At 66.7% G+C, this 23,239-nt stretch carries 16 protein-coding genes; 11 read left to right on the top strand and 5 right to left on the bottom strand.

Features of this window, described 5'->3' with window-relative positions:
• Window positions 1-76 precede the first annotated feature (76 nt).
• From ACW5IY_RS19975 to ACW5IY_RS19965, 3 genes are all read right to left on the bottom strand, one after another.
• Window positions 77-3,199 (bottom strand): efflux RND transporter permease subunit, encoded by a 3,123-nt coding sequence (locus ACW5IY_RS19975; RefSeq protein WP_049433670.1) that lies wholly within the window; start codon window positions 3,197-3,199, stop codon window positions 77-79.
• 31 nt (window positions 3,200-3,230) lie between these two features.
• Window positions 3,231-6,464: an efflux RND transporter permease subunit gene (locus ACW5IY_RS19970; protein WP_049433671.1), complete on the bottom strand. Its 3,234-nt coding sequence runs from the start codon at window positions 6,462-6,464 to the stop codon at window positions 3,231-3,233.
• Between the two features lie 74 nt (window positions 6,465-6,538).
• A complete protein-coding gene (locus ACW5IY_RS19965; protein WP_049433672.1) occupies window positions 6,539-7,783 on the bottom strand; it encodes an efflux RND transporter periplasmic adaptor subunit in 1,245 nt (414 codons plus the stop codon).
• A 188-nt stretch (window positions 7,784-7,971) separates the two neighbouring features.
• Between ACW5IY_RS19965 and ACW5IY_RS19960 the strand changes: the two genes are divergently transcribed.
• The 9 genes from ACW5IY_RS19960 (at window position 7,972) to ACW5IY_RS19920 (ending at window position 17,512) form a co-directional block, all read left to right on the top strand.
• Complete coding sequence (locus tag ACW5IY_RS19960) at window positions 7,972-9,291, top strand: M20 family metallopeptidase (protein WP_049433673.1); 1,320 nt, start codon at window positions 7,972-7,974, stop codon at window positions 9,289-9,291.
• 614 nt (window positions 9,292-9,905) lie between these two features.
• The gene (gene queF, locus ACW5IY_RS19955; RefSeq protein ID WP_049436827.1) at window positions 9,906-10,724 is read left to right on the top strand and encodes an NADPH-dependent 7-cyano-7-deazaguanine reductase QueF; all 819 of its coding nucleotides are present in this window, start codon (window positions 9,906-9,908) and stop codon (window positions 10,722-10,724) included.
• Window positions 10,725-10,936: 212 nt separating this feature from the next.
• Window positions 10,937-11,230 (top strand): LysM peptidoglycan-binding domain-containing protein, encoded by a 294-nt coding sequence (locus ACW5IY_RS19950; RefSeq protein WP_005419771.1) that lies wholly within the window; start codon window positions 10,937-10,939, stop codon window positions 11,228-11,230.
• A 45-nt stretch (window positions 11,231-11,275) separates the two neighbouring features.
• Entirely contained in the window at window positions 11,276-11,788 is a 513-nt protein-coding gene (locus tag ACW5IY_RS19945; RefSeq protein ID WP_049436828.1) for a hypothetical protein, read from the top strand.
• Window positions 11,789-12,682: 894 nt separating this feature from the next.
• Entirely contained in the window at window positions 12,683-14,905 is a 2,223-nt protein-coding gene (locus tag ACW5IY_RS19940; protein ID WP_049436829.1) for an NADP-dependent isocitrate dehydrogenase, read from the top strand.
• A gap of 278 nt (window positions 14,906-15,183) precedes the next feature.
• Window positions 15,184-16,149, top strand: a complete 966-nt coding sequence (locus tag ACW5IY_RS19935; RefSeq protein WP_049436830.1) for a hypothetical protein — start codon at window positions 15,184-15,186, stop codon at window positions 16,147-16,149.
• Window positions 16,142-16,690, top strand: a complete 549-nt coding sequence (locus ACW5IY_RS19930) for an ATP/GTP-binding protein (RefSeq protein ID WP_049436831.1) — start codon at window positions 16,142-16,144, stop codon at window positions 16,688-16,690. Before ACW5IY_RS19935 ends, ACW5IY_RS19930 begins: the two co-directional genes overlap by 8 nt.
• Complete coding sequence (locus tag ACW5IY_RS19925) at window positions 16,683-17,099, top strand: roadblock/LC7 domain-containing protein (RefSeq protein WP_049436832.1); 417 nt, start codon at window positions 16,683-16,685, stop codon at window positions 17,097-17,099. The genes ACW5IY_RS19930 and ACW5IY_RS19925 overlap by 8 nt, the downstream gene beginning before the upstream one ends.
• A gap of 53 nt (window positions 17,100-17,152) precedes the next feature.
• On the top strand, window positions 17,153-17,512 hold the full coding sequence (locus ACW5IY_RS19920; RefSeq protein WP_043397376.1) for a hypothetical protein: 360 nt from the start codon (window positions 17,153-17,155) through the stop codon (window positions 17,510-17,512).
• Window positions 17,513-17,586: 74 nt separating this feature from the next.
• On the opposite strand, the gene ACW5IY_RS19915 is transcribed toward ACW5IY_RS19920, so the two are convergent.
• On the bottom strand, window positions 17,587-18,549 hold the full coding sequence (locus tag ACW5IY_RS19915) for an IS110 family transposase (protein ID WP_049435254.1): 963 nt from the start codon (window positions 18,547-18,549) through the stop codon (window positions 17,587-17,589).
• A 327-nt stretch (window positions 18,550-18,876) separates the two neighbouring features.
• Between ACW5IY_RS19915 and aceK the strand changes: the two genes are divergently transcribed.
• On the top strand, window positions 18,877-20,607 hold the full coding sequence (gene aceK / locus ACW5IY_RS19910; RefSeq protein WP_049436833.1) for a bifunctional isocitrate dehydrogenase kinase/phosphatase: 1,731 nt from the start codon (window positions 18,877-18,879) through the stop codon (window positions 20,605-20,607).
• Window positions 20,608-20,668: 61 nt separating this feature from the next.
• Window positions 20,669-21,559: an energy transducer TonB gene (locus ACW5IY_RS19905; protein WP_049436948.1), complete on the top strand. Its 891-nt coding sequence runs from the start codon at window positions 20,669-20,671 to the stop codon at window positions 21,557-21,559.
• Between the two features lie 34 nt (window positions 21,560-21,593).
• Here ACW5IY_RS19905 and ACW5IY_RS19900 read toward each other — a convergent pair whose 3' ends face one another.
• Entirely contained in the window at window positions 21,594-23,168 is a 1,575-nt protein-coding gene (locus tag ACW5IY_RS19900; protein WP_049436949.1) for a sensor domain-containing diguanylate cyclase, read from the bottom strand.
• Window positions 23,169-23,239: the final 71 nt, after the last annotated feature.

Below are 23,239 nucleotides of genomic sequence, written 5' to 3'. Positions count from 1 at the left end.
CCGACGGTCCGCACCCGCCGGGCATGGCCCGGCGCTACCGTTTCAGTCGATCCGCGCCATGCGCGGATGGGCCCTTCTACGCCCGCTGTGCGCGCTTGAGCAGCTTCGCTTCGCGCCTGCGTGCGCGACGTGCCCGCCAGCGCTCGGCCAGGCAGGAGAAGATCACGTACAGCGCCGGCGTGCTGAGCAGGGTCAGGCTCTGCGAGAACAGCAGGCCGCCGATCATCGCGATACCCAGCGGACGACGCAGCTCGGACCCTTCGCCCAGGCCGATCGCCAGCGGAACCGCCGCCAGGATCGCCACCATCGTGGTCATCATGATCGGGCGGAAGCGCACGATGCTGGCCTCGCGTGCCGCCTCGCGCGGTGCCAGTCCATGCTCGCGCTGCGCCACCAGCGCGAAGTCGATCATCATGATCGCGTTCTTCTTGACGATGCCGATCAACAGCACCAGCGCGATCATCGAGATCACCGACAGCTCGGTGTTGGTGGCGAACAACGCCAGCAGCGCACCTACGCCCGCCGCCGGCAGCGTGGACAGGATGGTGACCGGATGGATCAGGCTCTCGTAGAGCATGCCCAGCACCAGGTACACGGTCAGGATCGCGGCAAACACCAGGATCAGCATGTCGCTGGGATCGGAGTTGAACCCGAACCCCGCATCATCGGCCAGGCGGATGTCGCCGGGCATGCGCATGCCGGCCACGGTGGCGTCGATGATCGCCTTGGCTTCGCCCATGCTCACGTTCGGCGCCAGGTTGTAGCTGAGGTCCATCGTCGTGTACTGGTTTTCATGGGTGATCTGCGAAGGCGCCAGCCCCGGCACCTGCTTGGCCACCGCAGTGAGCGGCACCATGTCGCCGTTGCGCGCACGCACATGCACCTCGTCGAGCGCCGCCGGCGTAGCGGTCTGCGAGGGCAGGGCGTTGACCACCACGCTGTACTGGTTGATGTCCGAATAGATGGTCGAGATCTGGCGCTGGCCGAACGCGCCGTACAGGGCGCCGTCGATGGCGCCGACCGAAACACCCAGGCGGGCTGCCTTGGCACGGTCGATCTCGATGTTCTGGCGCAGGCCGGCATTGTCCACGTCGGTGCCGACGTCGCGCAGCTTCGGGTTCTTCTTCAGCTCCGCCTGCAGCTTGGGCAGCCATTCCTGTAGCGACGCCAGGTCATTGCCCTGCAGCGAAATGCGGTACTGCGCGCCCTGGCTGGAGCCACCGCCATCGTTGCTGGGCAGATCCTGGATCGCGCGCAGGCGCAGTTGCAGGTCGGGGTAGCGGTCGGCCTTCGCACTCAGTCGCGCCAGGGCATGCGCGGTGGTTTCGCGGCGGCCTTCCTTGCGCGACTTCAGCTCGACGTTGAACTGTGCGCTGGAGCCCTGGCGGCCGCTGCCCAGGCGCACGCCCACTGTCTTCACCGCCGGGTCGGCCATCAGCATGTCGGTGATGCGGCGCTGGCGGCTGACCATGTCCTCGAAGGAGACCGTAGCGCTGGAGTTGGCGCGGCCCCAGATCAGGCCGGTGTCCTGCGGCGGGAACGCGCCCTTCTTCACTGCACCGAACAGGAAGATGGTTGCACCGATCAGCAGCAGCGGTGTCAGCGACAGCAGCAGCGCGTGGCGCAGCGAGAAGTCCAGGAACACGGTGTAGATGCGCAGCATGCGCTCGTGGCCGGCATCCAGCCAGCGGCCGAAGCGTGACGGCGGCGCCGTGTGGTCGTGGGCGCTGAGGAAGCGGCTGCACAGCGCCGGGGTCAGCGTCAGCGAGACGATCATCGAGACCACGATCGCTGCCACCAGGGTGACGGTGAACTCGCGGAAGAACGCGCCCATCATGCCGCTGGCGAACAGCAGCGGGATGAACACCGCCACCAGCGAGGCGGTGATCGAGACGATGGTGAAGCCGATCTCGCGGGCACCGGTCAGTGCCGCCTGCATCCGCGGCATGCCCTCGTCGAGGTGACGCATGATGTTCTCGATCACCACGATCGCATCGTCGACCACGAAGCCGATCGCGATCACCAGCGCCAGCAGGCTCAGGTTGTTCAGGGTGAAGCCCATCACGTACATCACCAGCGCGGCACCGGCCAGCGACAGCGGCACGGTTACGGCGGCGATCAGCGTCGGCGCCAGCCGGCGCAGGAACAGCGCCATGGTCAGCACCACCATCGCCAGGCTGATCAGCAGGGTGATCTGCACCTCATGCAGCGACGAGCGGATGGTCGGCGTACGGTCGAAGTACGGCGTCATCGTGGTGCCGGGCTGCAGGTAGTCGCGCAGGGTCGGAATCTGCGCCTTGACCCGGTCCACGGTCTCCACGATGTTGGCGCCGGCACGGGTGAACACGTACATCACCACCGCCGGCTTGTGGTCGAACCACGCGGCCTGGTAGGCATCCTGCTGGCCGTCGTAGACGTTGGCGATGTCCTTCAGGCGGATCACCCGGCCGTCACCCTGGGTCTTGACCACCAGGTCGGCGAAGTCGGCCGCACGCGCGACCGAATCGTTGGCGATGATCGCGGTGGTGGTATTGCCATCGCTGAGGAAGCCGGTGGGCGAGGTGACATTGGCTGCGCGTACGGCGTTGCGCAGATCATCGGCAGTCAGGCCGAGGGCGTTCATCAGGCGCAGGTTGACGTCCACGCGTACCGCCGGCGTCGAGGCACCGGCGATGTCGACCGAGGCAACGCCGCTGATCTGGCGGATGCGCTGCGCCAGCAGCGAGTCGGCGACGTTGTACAGCTCATCGGCCGACTGCGTCTGCGAGGTCAGCGCGATGGCGATGACCGGGTCGTCGTTCGGGTTCGCCTTCTGGTACATCGGCGAGCCCATGCCCGAAGGCAGGTCGGCCTGCGCCGAGTTGATCGCGGTCTGCACGTCCAGCGCGGCCGAATCGATGTTGTGGCCGCTCTGGAAGATCATGAACACCAGCGAGCTGCCTTCCGAGCTCGACGAGCGCATGCGGTCGATGCCCGGCAGCTGGCCGAGGTGGCGTTCCAGCGGCGCGGTGACCGTAGAGGCCATGGTCGCCGCATCGGCGCCGGACTGGCTGGCGTGCACGAAGATCACCGGGATCTCGATGTTCGGCAGCGCCGACACGCCCAGCCGCAGGTAGCAGATCAGGCCGACCATGAACAGGCCGATGGCCAGCAACGCGGTACCGATCGGACGGCGGATGAAGGGGCCGGACAGGTTCATCGTGCGGCCCCCCGCAGCAGCGGGGCGTGGATCATGCCTGCGGCTCCTGCAGCGAACCGTTGCGCAGTGCGCGCTGCTCGCGGCGGCGGGCAAGCCATTCGGAGAAGCGCTCCATGTACAGGTAGATCACCGGCGTGGTGTACAGGGTCACCAGCTGCGACAGCAGCAGGCCGCCGACGATGGCGATGCCCAGCGGGCGGCGCAGCTCCGAGCCGATGCCGGTACCCAGTGCCAGCGGCAGCGCGCCGAGCATCGCCGCAGCCGTCGTCATCATGATCGGGCGGAAGCGCAGCAGGCAGGCGCGGCGGATCGCTTCGTGTGCGTTGGCACCGGCGCGGCGGGCCTCGATGGCGAAGTCCACCATCATGATGCCGTTCTTCTTGACGATGCCGATCAGCAGCACGATGCCGACGATGCCATCCACCGACAGGCTCAGCCCGCACAGCATCAGCGCCAGCAGCGCGCCGACACCGGCCGGCGGCAGCGTGGAGATGATCGTGATCGGGTGGATGTAGCTCTCGTAGAGCACACCCAGCACGATGTAGATCACCACCAGCGAGGCCAGCAGCAGCCACACCACATCGGTCTGGCTGCCGGTGAATTCGGCGGCCTTGCCGATGAATTCGGCATGCAGGTGTGCCGGCATGTCCAGGCTATCCTTGGTCTCCTGGATCGCACGCACGGCGTCGGACAGCGAATAGCCCGGCGCCACGTTGAACGAGACCGTCACCGCTGGCAGCTGCTGCTGGTGGCTGACCACCAGCGGCGCACTGCTGACCTTGCCTTCGGCCAGTGCCGACAGCGGAATGATGCTGCCGGCGCCGACGGTGATGCCGGTGTTCTGCGCGCCGATGCCGGTAGCCGTCGATGAATTCGACGAGGTCACCTGGCCGAAGCTGGTGGCATTGGTGCCGGTCAGCGCACCGGCACCATTGGAGGCAACGGCCAGCTGTTCCATCAGCGCGGTGCTGGTGCGGAACTCCGGCGCCACTTCCAGCACAACCCGATACTGGTTGAGTTCGGTGAAGATGGTCGAGATCTGGCGCTGGCCAAACGCATCGTAGAGCGTGTCGTCGATGGTCTGCATCGGCACGCCCAGCACGCTGGCCTTGTCGCGGTCGATGTTCAGCTCGAGGGCGCGGCCCTGGTTGGACAGGTTGTTGTCGACGTCAGCCAGTTCCGGGCGATTGCGCAGCGCTTCGGTCAGGCGCGTGGCCTGGGTGGCCACCGTCGCCGGATCGACGTCCGACAACGAGTACTGGTACTCAGTGGCGGCCACGCGGGTGTCCAGGGTCACGTCCTGTACCGGCTTCAGGTACAGCGCCACGCCCGGAATACCGGCTACCGCCTTCTGCAGGCGCGGCAGGATCTCATCCAGGCCATCGCGCTCGCCGCGCTCCTTCAGCACGATCGACAGCTGGCCCTGGTTGAGCGTGGGATTCATGCTGCCCGCGCCAATGAAGGCCGACACGCCGGTCACATCCGGATCCTGGCGCAGCGCTTCGGCGACCTGCTTGGTGCGCTGCTCCATCTGCGGGAAGGCGATGTTCTGGTCGGCCTGCACCACGCCGGTGATCAGGCCGGTGTCCTGTTCGGGCAGCAGGCCCTTGGGAATCAGCACGTACAGCAGCACGGTCAGCACCAGTGCGCCGCCGGCCACGGCCAGGGTCAGGCGCTGGTGGTCCAGCACCCAGTCCAGGCTGCGCTCGTACAGGCCGACGGTGCGCGTCCACAGGTTCTGCGTGCCGGCCGCCGCCGCACGCTCATGCGCGTCCTCGCCCTCGGGCAAGGCGTCGGGCTTGAGCAGGTAGGCGCACATCATCGGGGTCAGCGTCAGCGAGATCAGCATCGACAGCACCACGGCGATGCTCAGCACCCACGCGAACTCGTGGAACAGGCGGCCGGTGACGCCGGGCATCAGCAGCAGCGGCAGGAATACCGCCACCAGTGACACGGTCAGCGACAGCACGGTGAAGCCGATCTGGCGCGCACCGATCTCGGCCGCTTCCTTGCCACTCTTGCCTTGCTCGATGTAACGCACGATGTTCTCGATCATCACGATCGCATCGTCGACCACGAAGCCGGTGGCCACCACCAGCGCCATCAGCGAGAGGTTGTCCAGCGACATGCCGGTGAAGGCCATCACCGCGAAAGTGCCCGCCAATGACAGTGGCACTGCCACCGAGGGAATGATCGTGGCCCACAGCCGGCGCAGGAACACGAAGATCACTGCGACCACCAGGCCGATGGTCAGGATCAGGGTGAACTGCACTTCATGCACCGAGGCGCGGATGGTCTCGGTACGGTCGTTGAAGATCTCCAGGTGCACGTCGGCTGGCAGCACGCCCTGCAACTGCGGCAGGATCGCGCGGATGCGCTCGACGGTCTGCACGATGTTGGCGCCGGGCTGGCGCCGCACTTCCAGCAGCACCGCCGGCTTGCCATCGGCCCAGGCGGCCAGCTGGTCGTTCTCCACGCCATCGACCACTTCGGCCACGTCGGACAAACGCACCGGACGGCCGTTCTTGTAGCTGATGATGGTGTCGCGGTACTCGGCGGCACTGGTGAGCTGGTCGTTGGTACCGATGCTGTAGGACTGGGTCTTGCCGTTCAGTGAACCCTTGGGTGCATTGACGTTGGCCTGGGTCAGCGCGCTGCGCAGCTCTTCCAGGGTCAGGCCCATGTTCGAAAGCTGCGCCGGATTGACCTGGATGCGCACGGCTGGGCGCACGTTGCCGGCGATCGAGACCAGGCCGACGCCCTGCACCTGCGACAGGCGCTGGGCCAGGATCGAGTCGGCGTAGTTGTTGACGTCGCGCAGCGGGCGCGTGTCAGAGGTCAGTTTCAGGGTGACGATGGCTGCGTCGGCTGGATTCACCCGGTTGTAGACCGGCTGGTAGGGCAGCGACGAGGGCAGGGTGGCCTGGCGGATCGCCGCCTGCACGTCCTGCGCGGCGATGTCGATGTCGCGGTCCATCGAGAACTGCAGGATGATCGTCGACAGGCCCGCCGACGAATCCGAGGTCATCAACTCCAGCCCGGAAATCTGCCCGAACTGGCGCTCCAGCGGGGTGGTGACCAGCGAAGCCATGGTGGTGGCATTGGCACCGGGGTACTGGGTGGTGACCACCAGGCTGGGTGCATCGATTTCCGGCAGCGCCGACACCGGCAGCTTGCGGTAGCCCAGGATGCCGAGCAGCAACAGGCCCGCCATCAACAGCGAGGTGGCGATCGGGCGGCGGATGAAGATCGTCGAAAAGCCCACGGACTGATCCTTGCTGGCACTTCAATGTCGGCGCCGGCAGGTGTGCCGGCGCGAGGGAGAACTGTGGCCTGCGCTCAGCGCGGGCCACCACCGCGACGGCCACTGCCGCCACCGTTCTTCTGCTCGGCCGCCTTCAGTTCGGCCTCGGTCGGTGCGACCGGAGTCTCGCCCGGCTTCAGCGCGGTGACCTTGCTGCCCGGCTTCAGGCGGAACTGGCCTTCGCTGACCACGCGCTCGCCGCCCTTCAGGCCTTCGGCGATCTGCACCTGGCTGTCGCCTACTTCCACTCCGCTGCGCACGGTCTGCATCTTCACCGTGCTGTCGCCCTGCACCACATAGACGTACTCGCCATCCGGCCCGCGCAGCACCGCCTGGGTCGGGATGACCACGCCGCCGGCAATCGTGCGCAGCTGCATGCGCACGTTGACGAACTGGCCCGGCCACAGGCCGTTGTCGGTGTTGTCGAAGATCGCGCGTGCCTTGAACGTGCCGCTGTCGGCACTGATCAGGTTGTCGACCACGTCCAGCTTGCCGTCACCGGACAGCACGTGCGAATCGGCGCGGTCCAGTGCCGCGACGGGTACCGCACCGGCGGCCTGCGCCTGGCGCACATCGCCGAGCTGGCGCTCGGGCAGGTTGAACAGCACGTGGATCGGATGGATCTGGGTCAGCGTGACCAGCGCGGTGCCGGCGTTGACCACGTTGCCGGCGTCGACCGCGCGGATGCCGGCGATGCCGGTGATCGGCGCGGTGACCTTGGTGTACTGCAGCTGCACCTGCGCCGAGCGCATGCTGGCCTCGTTCGCCGCGACTGCGCTTTCGTACTGTGCCACTTGGTTTCGCTGTGTATCCAGATCGGTCTTGGCGACGAACTGGCGATACTCCGGCGCGTTCGAGCGCTGGTAGTTGGAGCGCGCGGTGGCCAGCAGCGCCTCGTTCTGGCGCTTGGATGCCACCGCCTGGTCATAGCTGGCCTGGGCGGTGCGCGGGTCGATCACCGCCAGCACATCGCCCTTCTTCACTTCCTGGCCTTCGCGGAAGTTCAGGCTCATCAGCTGTCCGCCCACCTGCGGGCTGACGGTGACGGTGTTCATTGCCGTCACCGTGCCCAGCGCGCTGGCAAAGACCGGCACGTCCTGACGTGCCGCATCCACCACGGTTACCGGTACCGGGCCGGCATCCGGGTCTTCACCGCCCTGGCGCGCAGCTGCTGCCGCGCCACCGGCCTTGTCCTTGCCCCCGCCGAGTACGCGCAGGCCGACCACGGCCAGCACCAGTACCGCCACGACCAGCAGCACGATCTTCCAAACACGTGACATTCAAGGACTCCAAGAGGACTGGACGGGGCGCGGCCCCGGTTGGCAATGCGCAAAGCATACCTGCGCCACATCACGTTTCCTGCATGACGGATGGGACGGGCGCTATGACCGGATCTGGCCGCGGAGGTTCCCGTGGCGGCGGCGTTGCCCTACATTCAGCTGGAACCCCCTTTGCCGTGGAGATTGCGATGCGCCGTTCGCTGCTGCTGTCCGCCCTGCTGCTGGCCCTGCCGGTCCTTGCCCATGCCCAGGACGGGCAACGTCCCGAAGTGACCGCCGCCGCCCAGCGCCTGCAGGCCAAGGTGGTCGAATGGCGCCGTGACTTCCACCAGCACCCGGAGTTGTCCAACCGCGAGGTGCGAACCTCGGCCGAGGTCGCCAAGCGCCTGCGTGCGATGGGCCTGAAGCCGAAGACCGGCATCGCCCACCACGGCGTGGTGGCGATCATCGAAGGCGGCAAGCCGGGCCCGAAGATCGCCCTGCGCGCGGACATGGACGCGCTGCCGGTGACCGAACAGACCGGCCTGCCGTTCGCCTCCAAGGCCACCGACCAGTACCGCGGGCAGACCGTGGGCGTGATGCATGCCTGCGGCCATGACGCGCACACCGCCACCCTGCTGGGCGTGGCCGAAGCATTGGTGGCGATGAAGAAGGACCTGCCGGGCCAGGTGATGCTGATCTTCCAGCCGGCCGAGGAAGGTGCACCGCCGCCGGAAGAGGGCGGTGCCGCACTGATGCTGAAGGAAGGCCTGTTCGCCGACTTCAAGCCGGAGGCGGTATTCGGCCTGCACGTGTTCTCCAGTGTGCAGGCCGGGCAGATCGCCGTGCGCGGTGGCCCGCTGATGGCAGCGTCGGACCGCTTCGGGATCAAGGTGATCGGTCGCCAGACGCATGGCTCGGCCCCCTGGAACGGCATTGACCCGATCGTCGCCACCGCCGATCTGGTCGGTACCGCGCAGACCATCGTCAGCCGCCGCGCCAACCTGTCCAAGCAACCGGCGGTGCTGACCTTCGGCGCGATCAACGGCGGCATCCGCTACAACATCATTCCCGATGAAGTGGAGATGGTTGGCACCATCCGCACCTTCGACGAAGGCATGCGCCAGCAGATCTTTGCCGACCTGCGCAACGTGGCCGAGCACACCGCCGCCGCGCATGGCGCCAAGGCGGTGACCGAGATCTACGAGGCCGATGGCAACCCGGCCACGGTGAACGACCCGGCACTGACCGCGAAGATGCTGCCGAGCCTGCAGGCGGTGGTGGGCAAGGACAACGTGTACGAGCCGCCGCTGCAGATGGGTGCGGAGGATTTCTCGCTGTACGCGAAGGAAGTGCCGGGCATGTTCTTCTTCGTGGGTTCCACCAGCGTGGGCATCGACCCGGCGACGGCACCGGCCAATCATTCGCCGAAGTTCCTGCTGGATGAGAAGGCGCTGGATGTGGGATTGCGCGCGTTGCTGCAGGTGAGCCTGGATTACCTGCACGGTGCCGGCACCCCGGCGGGGTGAGGGTTACCGGCAGGGCTTGCAGCCCTGCACCCGCCGAGGCAACGGCAACAGCCGGAGCAACGGCAAAAGCTGGCTATCCGTGGGATGGCGGGGTGGGTCCGGTGGCAGGGGACGGCGCAAGTACGTCCCTGTAGCCTCGGTCGCGCCATCCATGGCGCTCACGCCCCTGCCACCGGACCCACCCCGCCTTCGACAGTTTCCCGCGGCTGTCGGAACGACATCCTGCTTTGGTAGGTGTCGACCTTGGTCGACACGGCGGACGTCATGAACGTCTGAAGGATCGGCTTTTGATTTTGATTTTTCTGATCCTTCCCGTGGTGGCGCAGGAAACTGTCCGTGGCCGGGAGGGTGGGTTGGCTGGGGGCGTGAGCCGCATGGGCCCGAGGCATGCCTCGGGCGGGTTGGGCAGGACGCCCAACCCTGGCCTTGCCGTGCGTGCAGGACTGCGCGCACGAGCAAGCGGCGACCGAGCTTACATGGACGTACTTGCAGCGGCCCCCAGCCAACCCACCCTCCCGGCCGACACCGAGATCCTGCCCTGAACCACCACGGAGGGGCTCCGCCGTTGGCCGGCCCGCCCGAAGGCCCGCCCTCCGCGCGATACAATGACCCCCATGAACACCCCACAGGATTCCAGCCTCGGTCGCGAGGTCAGTTACCCGTCGCAGTACGATCCCGGCCTGCTGTTTCCCATCCCGCGCAGCGGCGCCCGCGCCGAGATCGGCCTCGACGATGCCGCGCTGCCGTTCGTCGGCCACGACCGCTGGCACGCCTTCGAGCTGAGCTGGCTCGACCCGCGTGGCAAGCCGCAAGTCGCCGTCGCCACCGTGCAGGTGCCATGCACTTCGCCGCGGTTGATCGAATCGAAGTCGTTCAAGCTGTACCTCAACTCCCTCAACAGCACCCGCATCGACAGCGCCGAGGCACTGCGCGAGCGCCTGGTGGCCGACCTGTCGGCCTGCGCCGGTGCGCCGGTCCAGGTCGAGTTCGGCCTGCCGGGCCTGCGTGAGACGCCGCTCGGTGAATCCATCGACGGGCTGGACGTGGAGATCGACTGTTACGGCCCGCCGCAGGCGGGCTTCCTCGCCGCCGATGCGGGCGAGGTGGTGGAGGAGACTCTGGTCTCGTCGCTGCTGAAGTCCAACTGCCCGGTCACCGGCCAGCCGGACTGGGCCACGGTCAGCCTGCGTTACCGCGGGCCGAAGATCGACCGTGCCGGCCTGCTGCGCTATCTGGTCAGCTACCGCGAGCACGCCGAGTTCCACGAGCAGTGCGTTGAGCGGATCTTCAGCGAGGTGACTTCGCGTTGCCAGCCGCAGTGGCTGGAAGTGGAGGCCCGCTATACCCGCCGTGGTGGCCTGGATATCAATCCCTGGCGTGCCAGCGCCGGCATCACCGCCCCGGCTGCGACCTACCGCGAACTGCGGCAGTAACCCAGCAGGCGGTTACCGGTCGTGCCGGCCGCTGGCCGGCAACCACGTGGAACCGGTGTCCAGGGCAAGCCGGCCAGCGGCCGGCACGACCGGATACCTTCTCTCCCGATTGTTCAGCCGCCCCCGGGGGCGGCTTCACATCTGCACCATCCCCATTTAACAACCTCCATGGCACCGTGCGAACCACGTAGTCATGCAGACGGGAGTTGTGGATGAGTACCGAGAAGAAAGCCGATTTCTCCGGTGTCAGTGGCAGTGTCGACAGTACCGCCGAGCAGGTGCCGAAGGCGGACTTCTCCGGCGTCAGCGCCTCGGTGGACAGCACCGCAGACGTTGTCAGCGGCGGCACCTACACCGTGCAGAAGGGTGACTCGCTGTCGAAGATCGCCAAGCAGCATCTGGGCGACGCCAACGCCTGGAAAAAGATCTTCGAAGCCAACCGCGATGTGCTTGATGACCCGGACAAGATCTTCCCGGGCCAGACCCTGAAGCTGCCGCCGAAGTAAGCCGGCCATCGAACGCCGTCCGACAATCCCTGGGAGGAACCCCGAATGATCAAGACCACCCCGCTCCAGACCGCCCTGATCGCCGCCCTGCTGGGCAGCGTCGCCTTGGTCGGTTGCAAGAAGAAAGAAGAGTCGACCGACACCAACGCCGCTCCGGCAGCGACCGCCCCGGCCGAACCGGCTGCACCTGCACCGATGACCGGCGCACCGCCGCCGATGGCCGAAGCTGCTGCAGTGAGCGTCTCGGCGGTCACCGTCGGCAAGACCGCAGCCGCCGACAAGTCGGTTGCGACCACGGCATTGTTCGCACCGAAGGACGACGTCATCGTCTCGGTCAAGACCGACGGTGCCGCCAACAATGTCACCGTTGGCGCGAAGCTGACCTACCAGGACGGCCAGGTGGCCGGCGAACAGAACGCCACCCTGAACACCAGCGGTGCGGAAACCACCAACGTCACGTTCAAGAATGCAAAGGGCTGGCCGGCCGGCAAGTACCGCGCCGAGGTCACCGTCGATGGCAAGGCGGCCGGAACGCCGCAGGAGTTCGAGGTCAAGTAAGTCCTGCCGACTCTCTCCCGGCAGGGCTCACGATGGACGCAGCCGCGAGGCTGCGTCCTTTTTTATTGCGCGATGCCCGCTTTGGGGGGCTAGCGGGATACGCTGAACGGAACACGGACAGGTCGGGGGACAGGATGCTCAGCTGGATTGCGCTCACGCTCGCAATGGGACCTGCGAATCTCTGGAGCTACAGTTGCGACCACTTCCTATACGGCGCCTGTGTGCGCGTGCCGACAGGCATGTCCGTGACCTACGAGGCACCTGTTGACTTTGGTCTGCACCGCATCAGGCATGATAGTAGGGAAGTCGCCCTGATCTACGAGGGCGACGCCCCCGAAAAGCCTGCGTCAGGAAGCACGCCGGATCTGCGTTTCACGGACGGCGGATATGCCGTGTCGGGATACGTAAGGTCGGAAGGACGTTCCACCCGGTACGATGTCTACGTTCGGCCCGGATCGTCTGGCGCCGGTTCGCTGCACATCCGAGGTGCTGCAGCGACGGCTGATGAACTCGCCAGCCTGGCCGCCGTCGTTGGGGGATTCCGTGTCTGCAACTTCCAGCAAAGCAAGCGCGCGCAGACGTTGACCTGTCCGAGGCGTGCCGAGTGGGGGCAGCGATTGTCGGAGTGGGTCATGCGTGCCTCCACGAGCGGGAAGTCGAACTAGCCATCAAGCCTCAGCTTCCAGACCGGAAGCGAGCCAACGACGAAACACAGCGGTCCAGTACCGCCGCGTATGGCGCGGCTTTGCCCCGCGCGGCTGAAAACGCGACAATGCAGGGGTTTCCCCGCCGCGCGCGCGCCCTGACGGCGACGGGGGAAAGCGACACGGTTGCACGTGGCCCGGCGCTGGCGCCGGCCTTCCCCTGAGCATTGCTACAGAGTCCAAGTCCCCCATGTCCAAGATCCTCTACACGCTGACCGACGAAGCCCCGTTCCTGGCGACCCAGTCGCTGCTGCCGATCGTCGGCGCCTACACCGCCACCGCCGGCATCGTGGTGGAAACCCGTGACATCTCGCTGTCCGGCCGCATCCTGTCGCTGTTCCCGGAACTGCTCAGTGACGCGCAGAAGGTCAGCGACGACCTGGCCGAGCTGGGCCAGCTGGCGACCACCCCGGACGCCAACATCATCAAGCTGCCGAACATCTCCGCCTCGGTGCCGCAGCTGAAGGCGGCCATCAAGGAACTGCAGGACCAGGGCTATCCGCTGCCGGATTACCCGGAAACCCCGGCCGACGACCAGCAGCGCGACTACAAGGCGCGCTACGACAAGGTCAAGGGCAGTGCGGTGAACCCGGTGCTGCGCGAAGGCAACTCCGACCGCCGCGCACCGCTGTCGGTGAAGAACTACGCGCGCAAGCACCCGCACCGCATGGGCGCCTGGGCGTCGGATTCGAAGTCGCACGTCGCGCACATGGCCGCCGGTGATTTCTACGGCAGCGAGAAGTCGGCCACCCTGGCCAACGCCGGTGCGCTGAAGATCACCTTCCACGGCAAGGACGGCAGCACCGTCGTGCTGAAGGAAAAGACCGCGGTCAAGGCGGGCGAGATCGTCGATGCCGCCGTGATGAGCCGCAAGGCGCTGGCCGCGTTCATCGCTGAGCAGATCGCCGATGCCAAGGCCCAGGGCGTGCTGTTCTCGCTGCACCTGAAGGCGACCATGATGAAGGTCTCCGACCCGATCATGTTCGGCGTGGCCGTCAACGAGTTCTACAAGGACGTGCTGGCCAAGCATGCCGACGTGCTGAAGCAGGCCGGTTTCGATGCCAACAACGGCATCGGTGACCTGGCTGCGCGCCTGCCGTCGCTGCCCGAAGCCACCCGCGCTGCGATCGAAGCCGACCTGGCTGCCGAGTACGCACAGCGCCCGGGCGTGGCCATGGTCAACTCGGACAAGGGCATCACCAACCTGCACGTGCCGAGCGACGTGATCGTCGACGCCTCGATGCCGGCGATGATCCGCGACTCCGGCAAGATGTGGAATGCCGAAGGCAAGCTGCAGGACACCAAGGCGGTCATTCCGGACCGCTGCTACGCCGGCGTGTACCAGGCCGTCATCGACGACTGCAAGGCGCACGGGGCCTTCGACCCGGCCACTATGGGCTCGGTGCCGAACGTCGGCCTGATGGCGCAGAAAGCCGAAGAATACGGCTCGCACGACAAGACCTTCCAGATCGCTGCCGATGGCGTGGTCAAGGTCACCGACGATGCCGGTACCGTGGTGTTCGAGCACGCTGTGGAAGCCGGTGACATCTGGCGCATGTGCCAGACCAAGGACGCGCCGATCCAGGACTGGGTCAAGCTGGCCGTCGAGCGCGCCCGCCTGAGCAGCACCCCGGCCGTGTTCTGGCTGGATGCCGCCCGCGCCCACGACGCGCAGGTCATCGCCAAGGTCGAGCAGTACCTGAAGAACCACGACACCAACGGCCTGGACATCCGCATCCTGCCGCCGGTGGAAGCGACCGCGTTCTCGCTGGACCGCATCCGCAAGGGCGAGGACACCATCTCGGTGACCGGCAACGTGCTGCGCGACTACCTCACCGACCTGTTCCCGATCATGGAGCTGGGCACCAGCGCCAAGATGCTGTCGATCGTGCCGCTGATGGCCGGTGGTGGCCTGTTCGAGACCGGTGCCGGTGGTTCGGCCCCGAAGCACGTGCAGCAGTTCGTCGAAGAAGACTACCTGCGCTGGGATTCGCTGGGTGAGTTCCTGGCCTTGGCCGCCTCGCTGGAACACCTGGGCAACCGCTACGACAACGCCGCCGCCCGCGTGCTGGCCAAGGCGCTGGACGAAGCCAACGGCCAGTTCCTGGACAACGACAAGTCGCCGTCGCGCAAGCTGGGTGGCATCGACAACCGTGGCAGCCACTTCTATATCGCGCTGTACTGGGCCCAGGCCCTGGCCGCGCAGGACGAAGATGCTGCACTGAAGGCGCGCTTCGCTCCGCTGGCCAAGGCACTGACCGACAACGAGCAGAAGATTGTTGAAGAGCTGATCGCGGTGCAGGGCAAGGCCGTGGACATCGGCGGCTACTACCGCCCGGACGTGGCCAAGGCCAGCAAGGCGATGCGCCCGAGCGCGACCTTCAACGCCGCGCTGGAGCAGCTGCGCGGCTGATCCATCGCCGTTCGGTCGTGACCCCGGAACCCGCGCTTCGGCGCGGGTTTCTTTTTGGGCGGCCCCATTCGACCCGCGTCCAGAACCGTGACACCCGTCGGCTGTCGGAATGCCGTCAACGAGGCATGAAACTTGCCCGCGATGTCCGTCGCAGAACCGATCGGACACCGTCTGCAACCGCTCCCGATCTGAGCAGTCGATCACGACGGCTGCCGCTGGCGATGTCCTAGCCTTGGCGACGCGAGGCCACCGGGGAGGTGGCCGCACGGGGAACACGGATGGCACGCGTGCTGGTAGTGGGAACCGACATCCAGGGCGAGCAGGCCCTGCTGCAGCGGCTGCGCGTGGCATCGGCGCTGCCGGACGGCCAGATCCGCCGCAGCCAGGATCTGGACGACTGCGACCTGCTGGTCATCCGCGATACGCCGGCGCTGCGCAACGCGGCCCTGCGCATGCGCCAGCAGCGCCCGCGACTGCAGTGCTGGATCGAGGATCTGGGGGGCCAGCTGCGCGACGGCGATGGCCATCAGGACATACTTGATGACGGTGCCATCGGCCGCGCCCTGCGCGGGATGCAGTTGGCAGTGGAGCCCCTGGCCATGCACGCACCTGCACCGATCCGCCTGGCCGATGGTGCACATGCCATTACCCGCCTGCTGCGCGAGCGGCTGCCGCTGCGCCAGGGGCAGGCACTGCTGAGTGACGCGGGTGACCCCGTCCTGCTGATGGACCTTGAGCATGATCAGGCCGTGCTGCTGCAGGAGCCGGCGAGCGCGCTGGTGGAGCGCCTGGCCGATGCCTTCGAACGCCTGCAGCTGGATGCGCTGACACCCGCACGCCTGCAGGCGCTGGCCGGTGAGCGGCCCCGCCAACCACTGCGGCCGCTGCTGTGGCAATGGGCGCAACGCAGCCGCCATTGGCAGGCACTGGACGAACGCCTGCGTGGCGCCTCGGTGAAGCTGCTGCGCTGGCCGGACTTCCGCGTGCTGGGCCACGACCACGATGGCTTCCGCCTGTGCTCGCTGCTGCTCAAGCGCGCGTGCACGGTTGAAGAATGCGCGATGCTGCTCGAGTTGCCGGCTGCGGCGGTGCGCGATTTCATCCATGCCGCCTATCTCTGCGGTTACGCGCAGTTGCAGAGCGCCCCGGCGGCACCGATGACGGCGCTACGCGGCAGCGGCACCGACAACGGCCTGCTTGCCCGCCTGTGGCGCCACCTGCGCGGGAGCGAGCGCAATGCGTGAGCACAAGGTGGTCGTGCTGGGTGGCATGGGCAGCGGCAAGTCGACCCTCGTGCGCAGCATCGCGGCCGGCGCGGTGATCGACACCGATGTGGCCAACAGTGATCGCCTCGGTGCCGACAAGGCCTCCACCACCGTCGCGCTGGACTACGCAGACATCGACCTGCCCAACGGCGAACGCCTGCGGCTCTACGGAACGCCCGGCCAGCAGCGCTTTGATTTCCTGTGGCCGATCCTGCTGCAGGGCGCACGTGGCGCGGTGCTGCTGCTGGACGCGCGCCGTGCCGGGTTGGCCACCGAACTGCAGGGCTACCTGCAGGTGCTGCAGCCGTTCGCAGCGTCATTGGCGCTGGTGGTGGCGGTCACCCATCTCGACCAGGCGCCGCACGCTGCGCTGGACGACTGGGCTGCACGCGCCAGCCTGAATGATCAACCGCTGCCTTTGCTGGCGGTGGATGTCCGCGACCGCGAACAGGGATTGCTGCTGATGGATGTACTGATGAGCGAAATGGAAGCGCACGCACTGGTGGCCGCGCATGGCTGACGGGCAGATGGCGGTGCTGCCCGATGCCGGCCAGCGTGCGCGCCTGCAGCCGCTGCTGCAGGACCTGCAGCAGCGGGTGGAAGGCGTGCGCACGGTAGTGCTGGCCAGTGTCGATGGCTTCGCCCTGGTCAGCGCTGGTGCCGAAGGGCGCGGCGAACGGCTGGCGGCGATGACCAGCGCGATGCTGGCGCTGGCCGCAGCGGTCGGGCGCGAACTGGTGCTTGGGGATCTCCAGACGCTGATGCTGGAGGCCGCAGGCGGCAAGGTGCTGATGCTGGCGATCCAGGCCGAGGGACGTGCACCGCTGCTGCTGATGGCGGCCTGCGACCAGCGCAGCGTGATCGGCCAGGTGCTGTGGCAGAGCAGGGAATGTGGCCAGGCGATCCTGGCCGAACTCGGCGGATCGTGAGCCCGGCCGCAGGGGAACGAGGGGCTCGAACCAACATCGACAAGGGGTGCGACGTGGCTGGATTGAATGAATCGTTGAACGCACTGATGGGCATCGACGGCGCGCAGGCAGTGGCGCTGGTCGACTACGAAAGCGGCATGCTGCTGGGCGAGGCCGGTGCCGGCATGGACATGGAAGTGGCCGCCGCCGGCAACACCGAAGTGATCCGCGCCAAGATGAAGACCGCCGCGTCGCTGAACCTCAACGACAGCATCGAGGACATCCTGATCTCGCTGGGCAAGGCGTACCACATCATGCGCCCGGTGGCGAAGAAGAAGGGCTTGTTCTTCTACATCGTGCTGGACCGTACCAAGTCCAACCTGGCGCTGGCCCGGCGCAAGGTGCAGGACGTGGAGTCCGAACTGGCGATCTGAGCCATTGGCTTCGGTAGAGTCGAGCCCGCCCGACTGCTCTTTGCAACTGTAGAGCCGAGATCCTATGTTCGCGGTCAAGCCTGCTGGAAGCAGGCTTGACCCATTTTCAGCATGGCTGGGTCAAAGTCCCGGCCGCTCTTGAAGACGCCCCAGGCGATCTTGGCTAGTTTTCTCGCCAGAATGTTGAAAGTGGCAGTACTGCTGTGGCCGCGCTCGCGGATGGCGTTGTAGAGAGGCTTGCCACCCTTTGAGCGGGTCAGGCCCATGGCTGCCATGTAGAGGATCTGACGCAAACCGGCGCTGCCGCGTTTGGACAGGCGACGCCGACCGATCCGTGCGCCGGATTCGTTGGGTCGCGGATCCAGGCCGGTGCAGGCAATCCAGGCGTCCGAGCTGGCCAAGGGCCAGCGCGTGATGTGATGGGTAATGAACGCCGCCACCGTCGGTCCGATCCCCGGAATGGTCATGATTCGTCGATACAGATCGTGCTGTTCACCACTGCGGCACAACCGTTGGATCTCTTGATCCAGCAGGGCGATGGCCTCTTTCAGGCTACTGAAAACCCCTCCGAAGAGTGCGGATTCTGATGCTCCCGACCCCAGCGAGAGATTGAGCTTCGTCTTGCTCCTGACCAAGCTGTCACGTTGCTGGAGCAGTACATGCAGCCGCTCCTGCGCAGGCGAACGGGCGACATGCTCGTGCAGATTGTCGGCCTCCTTGGCGATGTAGCGCGCGATAACCTGTGCGTCGCCAGAGTCGGTCTTGCCGCGGCAAGCCACCCCCTTGGCGTAATGCTTGATGTCGCGCGGATTGAGCACAAAGACCGCGTGGCCGGCCTTCTGGGCAGATTGAGCCACAAGCTCGTGGTAGCGATTGGTCGCCTCCACCCCAATGCGAGTCCTGGTCGGCAGGCCGGACAGCCACTTACCGATGGCCGACGCTGAATTGGGGATTCGAGTGCTGCCCTTGGTGCCATGGCGCGCCACCACAAGGCTCTTTGAGTCGGCATCGATGCCGACGGCCAAACGATCTGACATCTGCGTAACTCCCAGCTATTGTTGAGGGGCTGGGGTGGTACCGCACCACGTTGGCTTGCCTACATCGGCGGTCCTCAAAGGCCGCTAGATCCTTTATCGACGTTAAGGTGCGGGATGGGGATCGCTCGGCTCGTCTGTCGGCTGCTACCCGCAGATATCATGTTGACGGTCCCTCCACCCTGGCTCCTACATACCGCGTAGGAGCCGGGAGGAACATACAAGCCATGCTCGGCTGCTTCCGCCTGGATCAGCCGAGCCTGGCTCGACTCTACACAAGCCACCCCACGCCAGCGTATGGTAAAGCCGGTCCTCCCGGGTGAGTCATGCATGTCCAAGCCTGACATCGCTGCCGAGCTGGCGCCGCGTATCGCCGGTGCCATCCGCGATGGTTTCGAGCAGTACCATGCCCGCTTCGCGGCGATCACCGCGCGGGCGCGGCAGCGCTTCGAGCAGCGCGACTGGGCCGGTGCGCGACAGGATGCGGTTGAGCGCATCGCCCTCTACGACCTGTGCATCGCCGAGCAGATGGATGCGTTGCGCCGCCTCGCCGGTGACGCGATCGGCGAGCGCGCGTTGTGGTTGCAGGTGCACGCCGGCTACAGCGCGCTGCTGCAGGGCCTGATCGACGCAGAGCTGTACAAGACCTTCTACAACACGCTGTCGCGGCGCCTGTTCGCTACCCGCGGCGTGGACCCGGCGCTGGAATTCATTGCTTTCGACGTCGAGCCCTCCGATGCCATCACCCATCCCGTCGCGCGGCATACCTATGCCGTCTCGCCGACGCGGCCGGTGGAGGCCCTGCAACGCGTGTTGGCCGACTATCGCTTCGACATTCCTTACGCGCACCAGCTGCGCTGCGCGGCGGCCATCGCCGTGCGTCTGCAGGACGACCTCGCCCATTGGGGTGACACGCCGGTACGCAGCATCGAACTACTCGACACCGTGTTCTACCGCGAGCGCCGCGCCTACCTGGTCGGCCGCGTGTTCGGCGAGCACCGCTTCTCGCCCTGCGTGATTGCCCTGGTCAACGACGCGCGCGGCCTGCGTGCCGATGCGGTGCTGACCCGGCGCCGTGATGTTGCCCATCTGTTTGGCGTGTCGCGCAGCTACTTCCAGGCCGATCTGGGTACGGTGGGCGATGCCGTGGTGTTCCTGCGCAGCCTGCTGCCGGGCAAGCCCATCGATGAGATCTACACGGTGCTGGGACGTGCCAAGCAGGGCAAGACCGAGCGCTACCGCACGTTCTTCCGCCACTTCAACGAGCACCCGCAGGAGCGGCTGGTGCATGCCGAAGGCACGCCGGGCATGGTCATGGCGGTGTTCACCCTGCCCAGCTATCCGCTGGTGTTCAAGCTGATCCGCGACCGTTTCGCGTGGCCCAAGGCGATGTCGCGGCAGCAGGTGGAAGAGAAGTACGCGCTGGTGTTCAATCTCGATCGTGTCGGCCGCCTGCTCGATGCGCAGCCCTATCGTCACCTGCGCTTTCCGCGCGCGCGTTTCGCGCCGGCCCTGCTGGACGAACTGCTGCAGCAGTGCGCGCAGAGCGTACGCGTCGATGGCGATGAGGTGGAGATCGCACTGTGCTACGTGCAGCGCCGTTTCCGTCCATTGAACCTGTACCTGCGCGAGCAGGGCGGGGAGGCGGTACGTGCAGCGGTGCTCGACTACGCGCAGGCGATTACCGACATGGCGCGCAACAACATCTTCCCCGGTGACATGCTGCCGAAGAACTTCGGTGTATCACGGCACGGCCGGGCCGTGTTCTACGACTATGATGAGCTGTGCCTGGTCAGCGACTGCGCGTTCCGTGCGTGGCCGCAGCCGCGTACGCCGGAGGAGGCCATGGCCGACGAGCCCTGGTTCCATGTTGGCCCGCGCGATGTGTTTCCCGAGCGCTTCGGTCCGTTCATGGGCCTGCCGGCTGCGGAGCTGGCAGCCGTGCGCGAGCACTACCGGCACCTGTTCGACCCGGACTGGTGGCAGGGCCTGCAGGAACGCTTCGCACGAGGGGACTATCCGGATACGCCGCCCTATGCGGGCGCACACCGGCTGGCCTGAGCCGGCTGTCATGGGTGTTGGGACTGAGGTACGCTCGCTGTTCATCACCAAGGATCCGGCAATGATGCGTTCCCCACTGTTTCTCGCCCTCGCGCTGGCCGTCGGTGCCGGCGCCCCCCTGCTTGCAGGCGATGCCACTGCGCAGACCGCACGTGCTGTACGTGCGACTGCGGAAATGAGCATGGTGCTGTCCGGTCATATCGAGGTCACGCCGGAGGGCGCGGTCAGTTCGCTGGTGCTGGACCAGAAAGCCATGGTCGCCCCGAGCATTGCCTCCTTCGTGGAAGGCACCATCGGTGGCTGGCGCTTCGAGCCCACGCTGCGCGATGGCCAGGCGGTGGCCACGAGGGCCCCTTTGCGCGTTCGCCTGCGCGGCAAGGCTGCGGCCGACGGCGGTTATGAAATCAGCATGACCAGTGTCGACTTCAGCGAGTACGATCCGAAGGCCACTGATTCGGTGACCCAGCTGCACATGACACCGCCGCGCTACCCGGAGGCGGCCTACCGAAACGGTGGCCAGGGTGAGGTGCTGCTGCTGGTCAAGGTGGCGCGCGACGGAACAGTGGCCGACGTGGCCGCCGAGCAGGTGAACATGGCCGTGGTCGCATCCGAGCGGACCCTGGCCAAGATGCGCGACATCCTGGCCAGAGCCAGCGTCAGCACCGCCCGCACGTGGACCTTCAAGCCGCCGACCACCGGCGAGGACAGCACCCGGGACAGCTGGACGGTTCGCATCCCGGTGAACTTCGCCCTGAACCATGATTCCAATGCAGAGGCGGAACGTTATGGCCGCTGGCGCGCTTTCATTCCGGGGCCGCGGCAGAGCGTGCCGTGGCACGAGGCGGACCCGGTCGAGCAGGCCGGCAGCGATCTGCTGCCGGAAGGCGGCGTCTACATGGTGGACGCCGCCAAGCGCGGCCTGCGCCTGTTGACCCCGCTGCAACAGAGTTGAGACCCGCTGCGGAGCCGGGCAGCCCGGCTCCGCGTCAATCGGCGTACGGGTAGACCACCACCCGGTTGCGGCCCTGCTCCTTGGCCAGGTACAGCGCCTTGTCGGCCAGCCGCAGCGCCTGCTCGGCGTCGATGTGGAAGCTTGGGAAATGGGCCACGCCCAGCGAGACGGTGATGGTGCCGACCGGTTCAAACGGATGGTCGGCAATGTGCTGGCGCAGGCGCTCACCGGCCTGTCGCGCCGACTCGGCGCTGATGCCCGGCAACAGCAGCAGGAACTCCTCGCCACCGGCGCGGCAGAGGATGTCGCTGTCGCGGGAGTAGCGGCGCATCTGGTCGGCGATATGGACGATGGCGGCGTCGCCGACATCATGGCCGTGGTTGTCGTTGATCGACTTGAAGCGGTCGATGTCCAGCGCCAGGATCGCGAAGGGGATGCCCTGTACCTGCAGGGCGTCCAGCGCCTGCTGCAGGCCGCGGCGGTTGAGCAGGCCGGTCAGCGGGTCGGTGCGGCTGGCGCGGTTGAGCGTGCCGATGCGGTCCTGCAGCGCATTGAAGCTGTGCAGCACCGCCTGCTTCAGCTGCGCGACCTCGAAGTACCACGCGCGGATGCCGCTGACGTGGTTGATTGCGTTGCCGGTATCCTCGCCGCCCTGCACGTTGCGTGCGAGCTGCCACAGCGGCATCGAGATGCGACGGGCGAACCACCAGGTGATCAGCAGCGACAGCAGGCCCAGCGGGATCGCGTTCCAGATCACGGCGGTCATCAACCGCGACAGTGGCTGCAGCGTGGCCTCGGTCGGCCGCTGGGCGATGATGCCCCAGCCGGTGGCCGCCACCGGTGCATAGCCGGCCAGCATCGATACGCCCAGGTTGTTGCGCACCTGCTGCGCGCCGCGCTCACCACGCACCACAGCCTTCACTGCAGGGTTGCCGACCACGTAGTCGCCCACCCGTTTGCCATCGGCGTGGTACAGCAGCCGGCCATGACGGTCGACCACGTACAGGTAAGAGCCGTCGCGGTAATAGTGCTTGCCCAGCAGCGTGTGCAGCGCGCTGCGCTGGCGCAGGTACAGGGTGCCGCTGACGTAACCGCGGTAGTGGCCGCTGCGGTCGAAGATCGGATGCGACAGCGAGACCAGCAGCTTGCCGGTGGCCGACTGGTACGGGTCGCTGATCATCGGCTGGCGCGCGGCCAGCGCGGCGTTGTTGCCCACGCTGTGCAGCACCTCGCCCTGCAGCTGCAGGGTCTGCGGCGAGGTGGCGATCACCAGGCCATCGGCATCCACCACCAGCGAGGAATTGAAGCTGTTGGTCTGCAGCTGCAGGCGGCTGGCCTCGTCCTGGGCCTGCGCCGGATCGAGGTTGCCCTGGCCGAGCCGGGTGGCGGCGTAGGCCAGTTCCTGCTGGGCGGCCAGCAGGAAGTTCTGGGTGGTCTCGGCCAGCTTGGTGGCATAGACGCGGTTCGCTTCCAGGGTGTTTCCAACCAGCTGGTCGCGCTGTACCCGGTAGCTGGCCAGCAGGGTGTTGGCCAGCGCGATGATGGCACTGAGCAGGGCCAGGGCGAGGATCAGCTTGCCCAGGTTGAGGCGGGGCGAAATCAGGCGCATGCGGAGCAGAGTCGGGCGGAGGGCGCGCAGCGCGCGCGGGCGCCGCCGGGTGCGGGGCTGCATTATCGCCA

The sequence above is a fragment of the Stenotrophomonas sp. C-A genome (genome assembly GCF_054030835.1).
The sequence above is the reverse complement of the archived record's forward strand: the minus strand, read 5'-3'. Positions and strand labels throughout refer to the sequence as shown.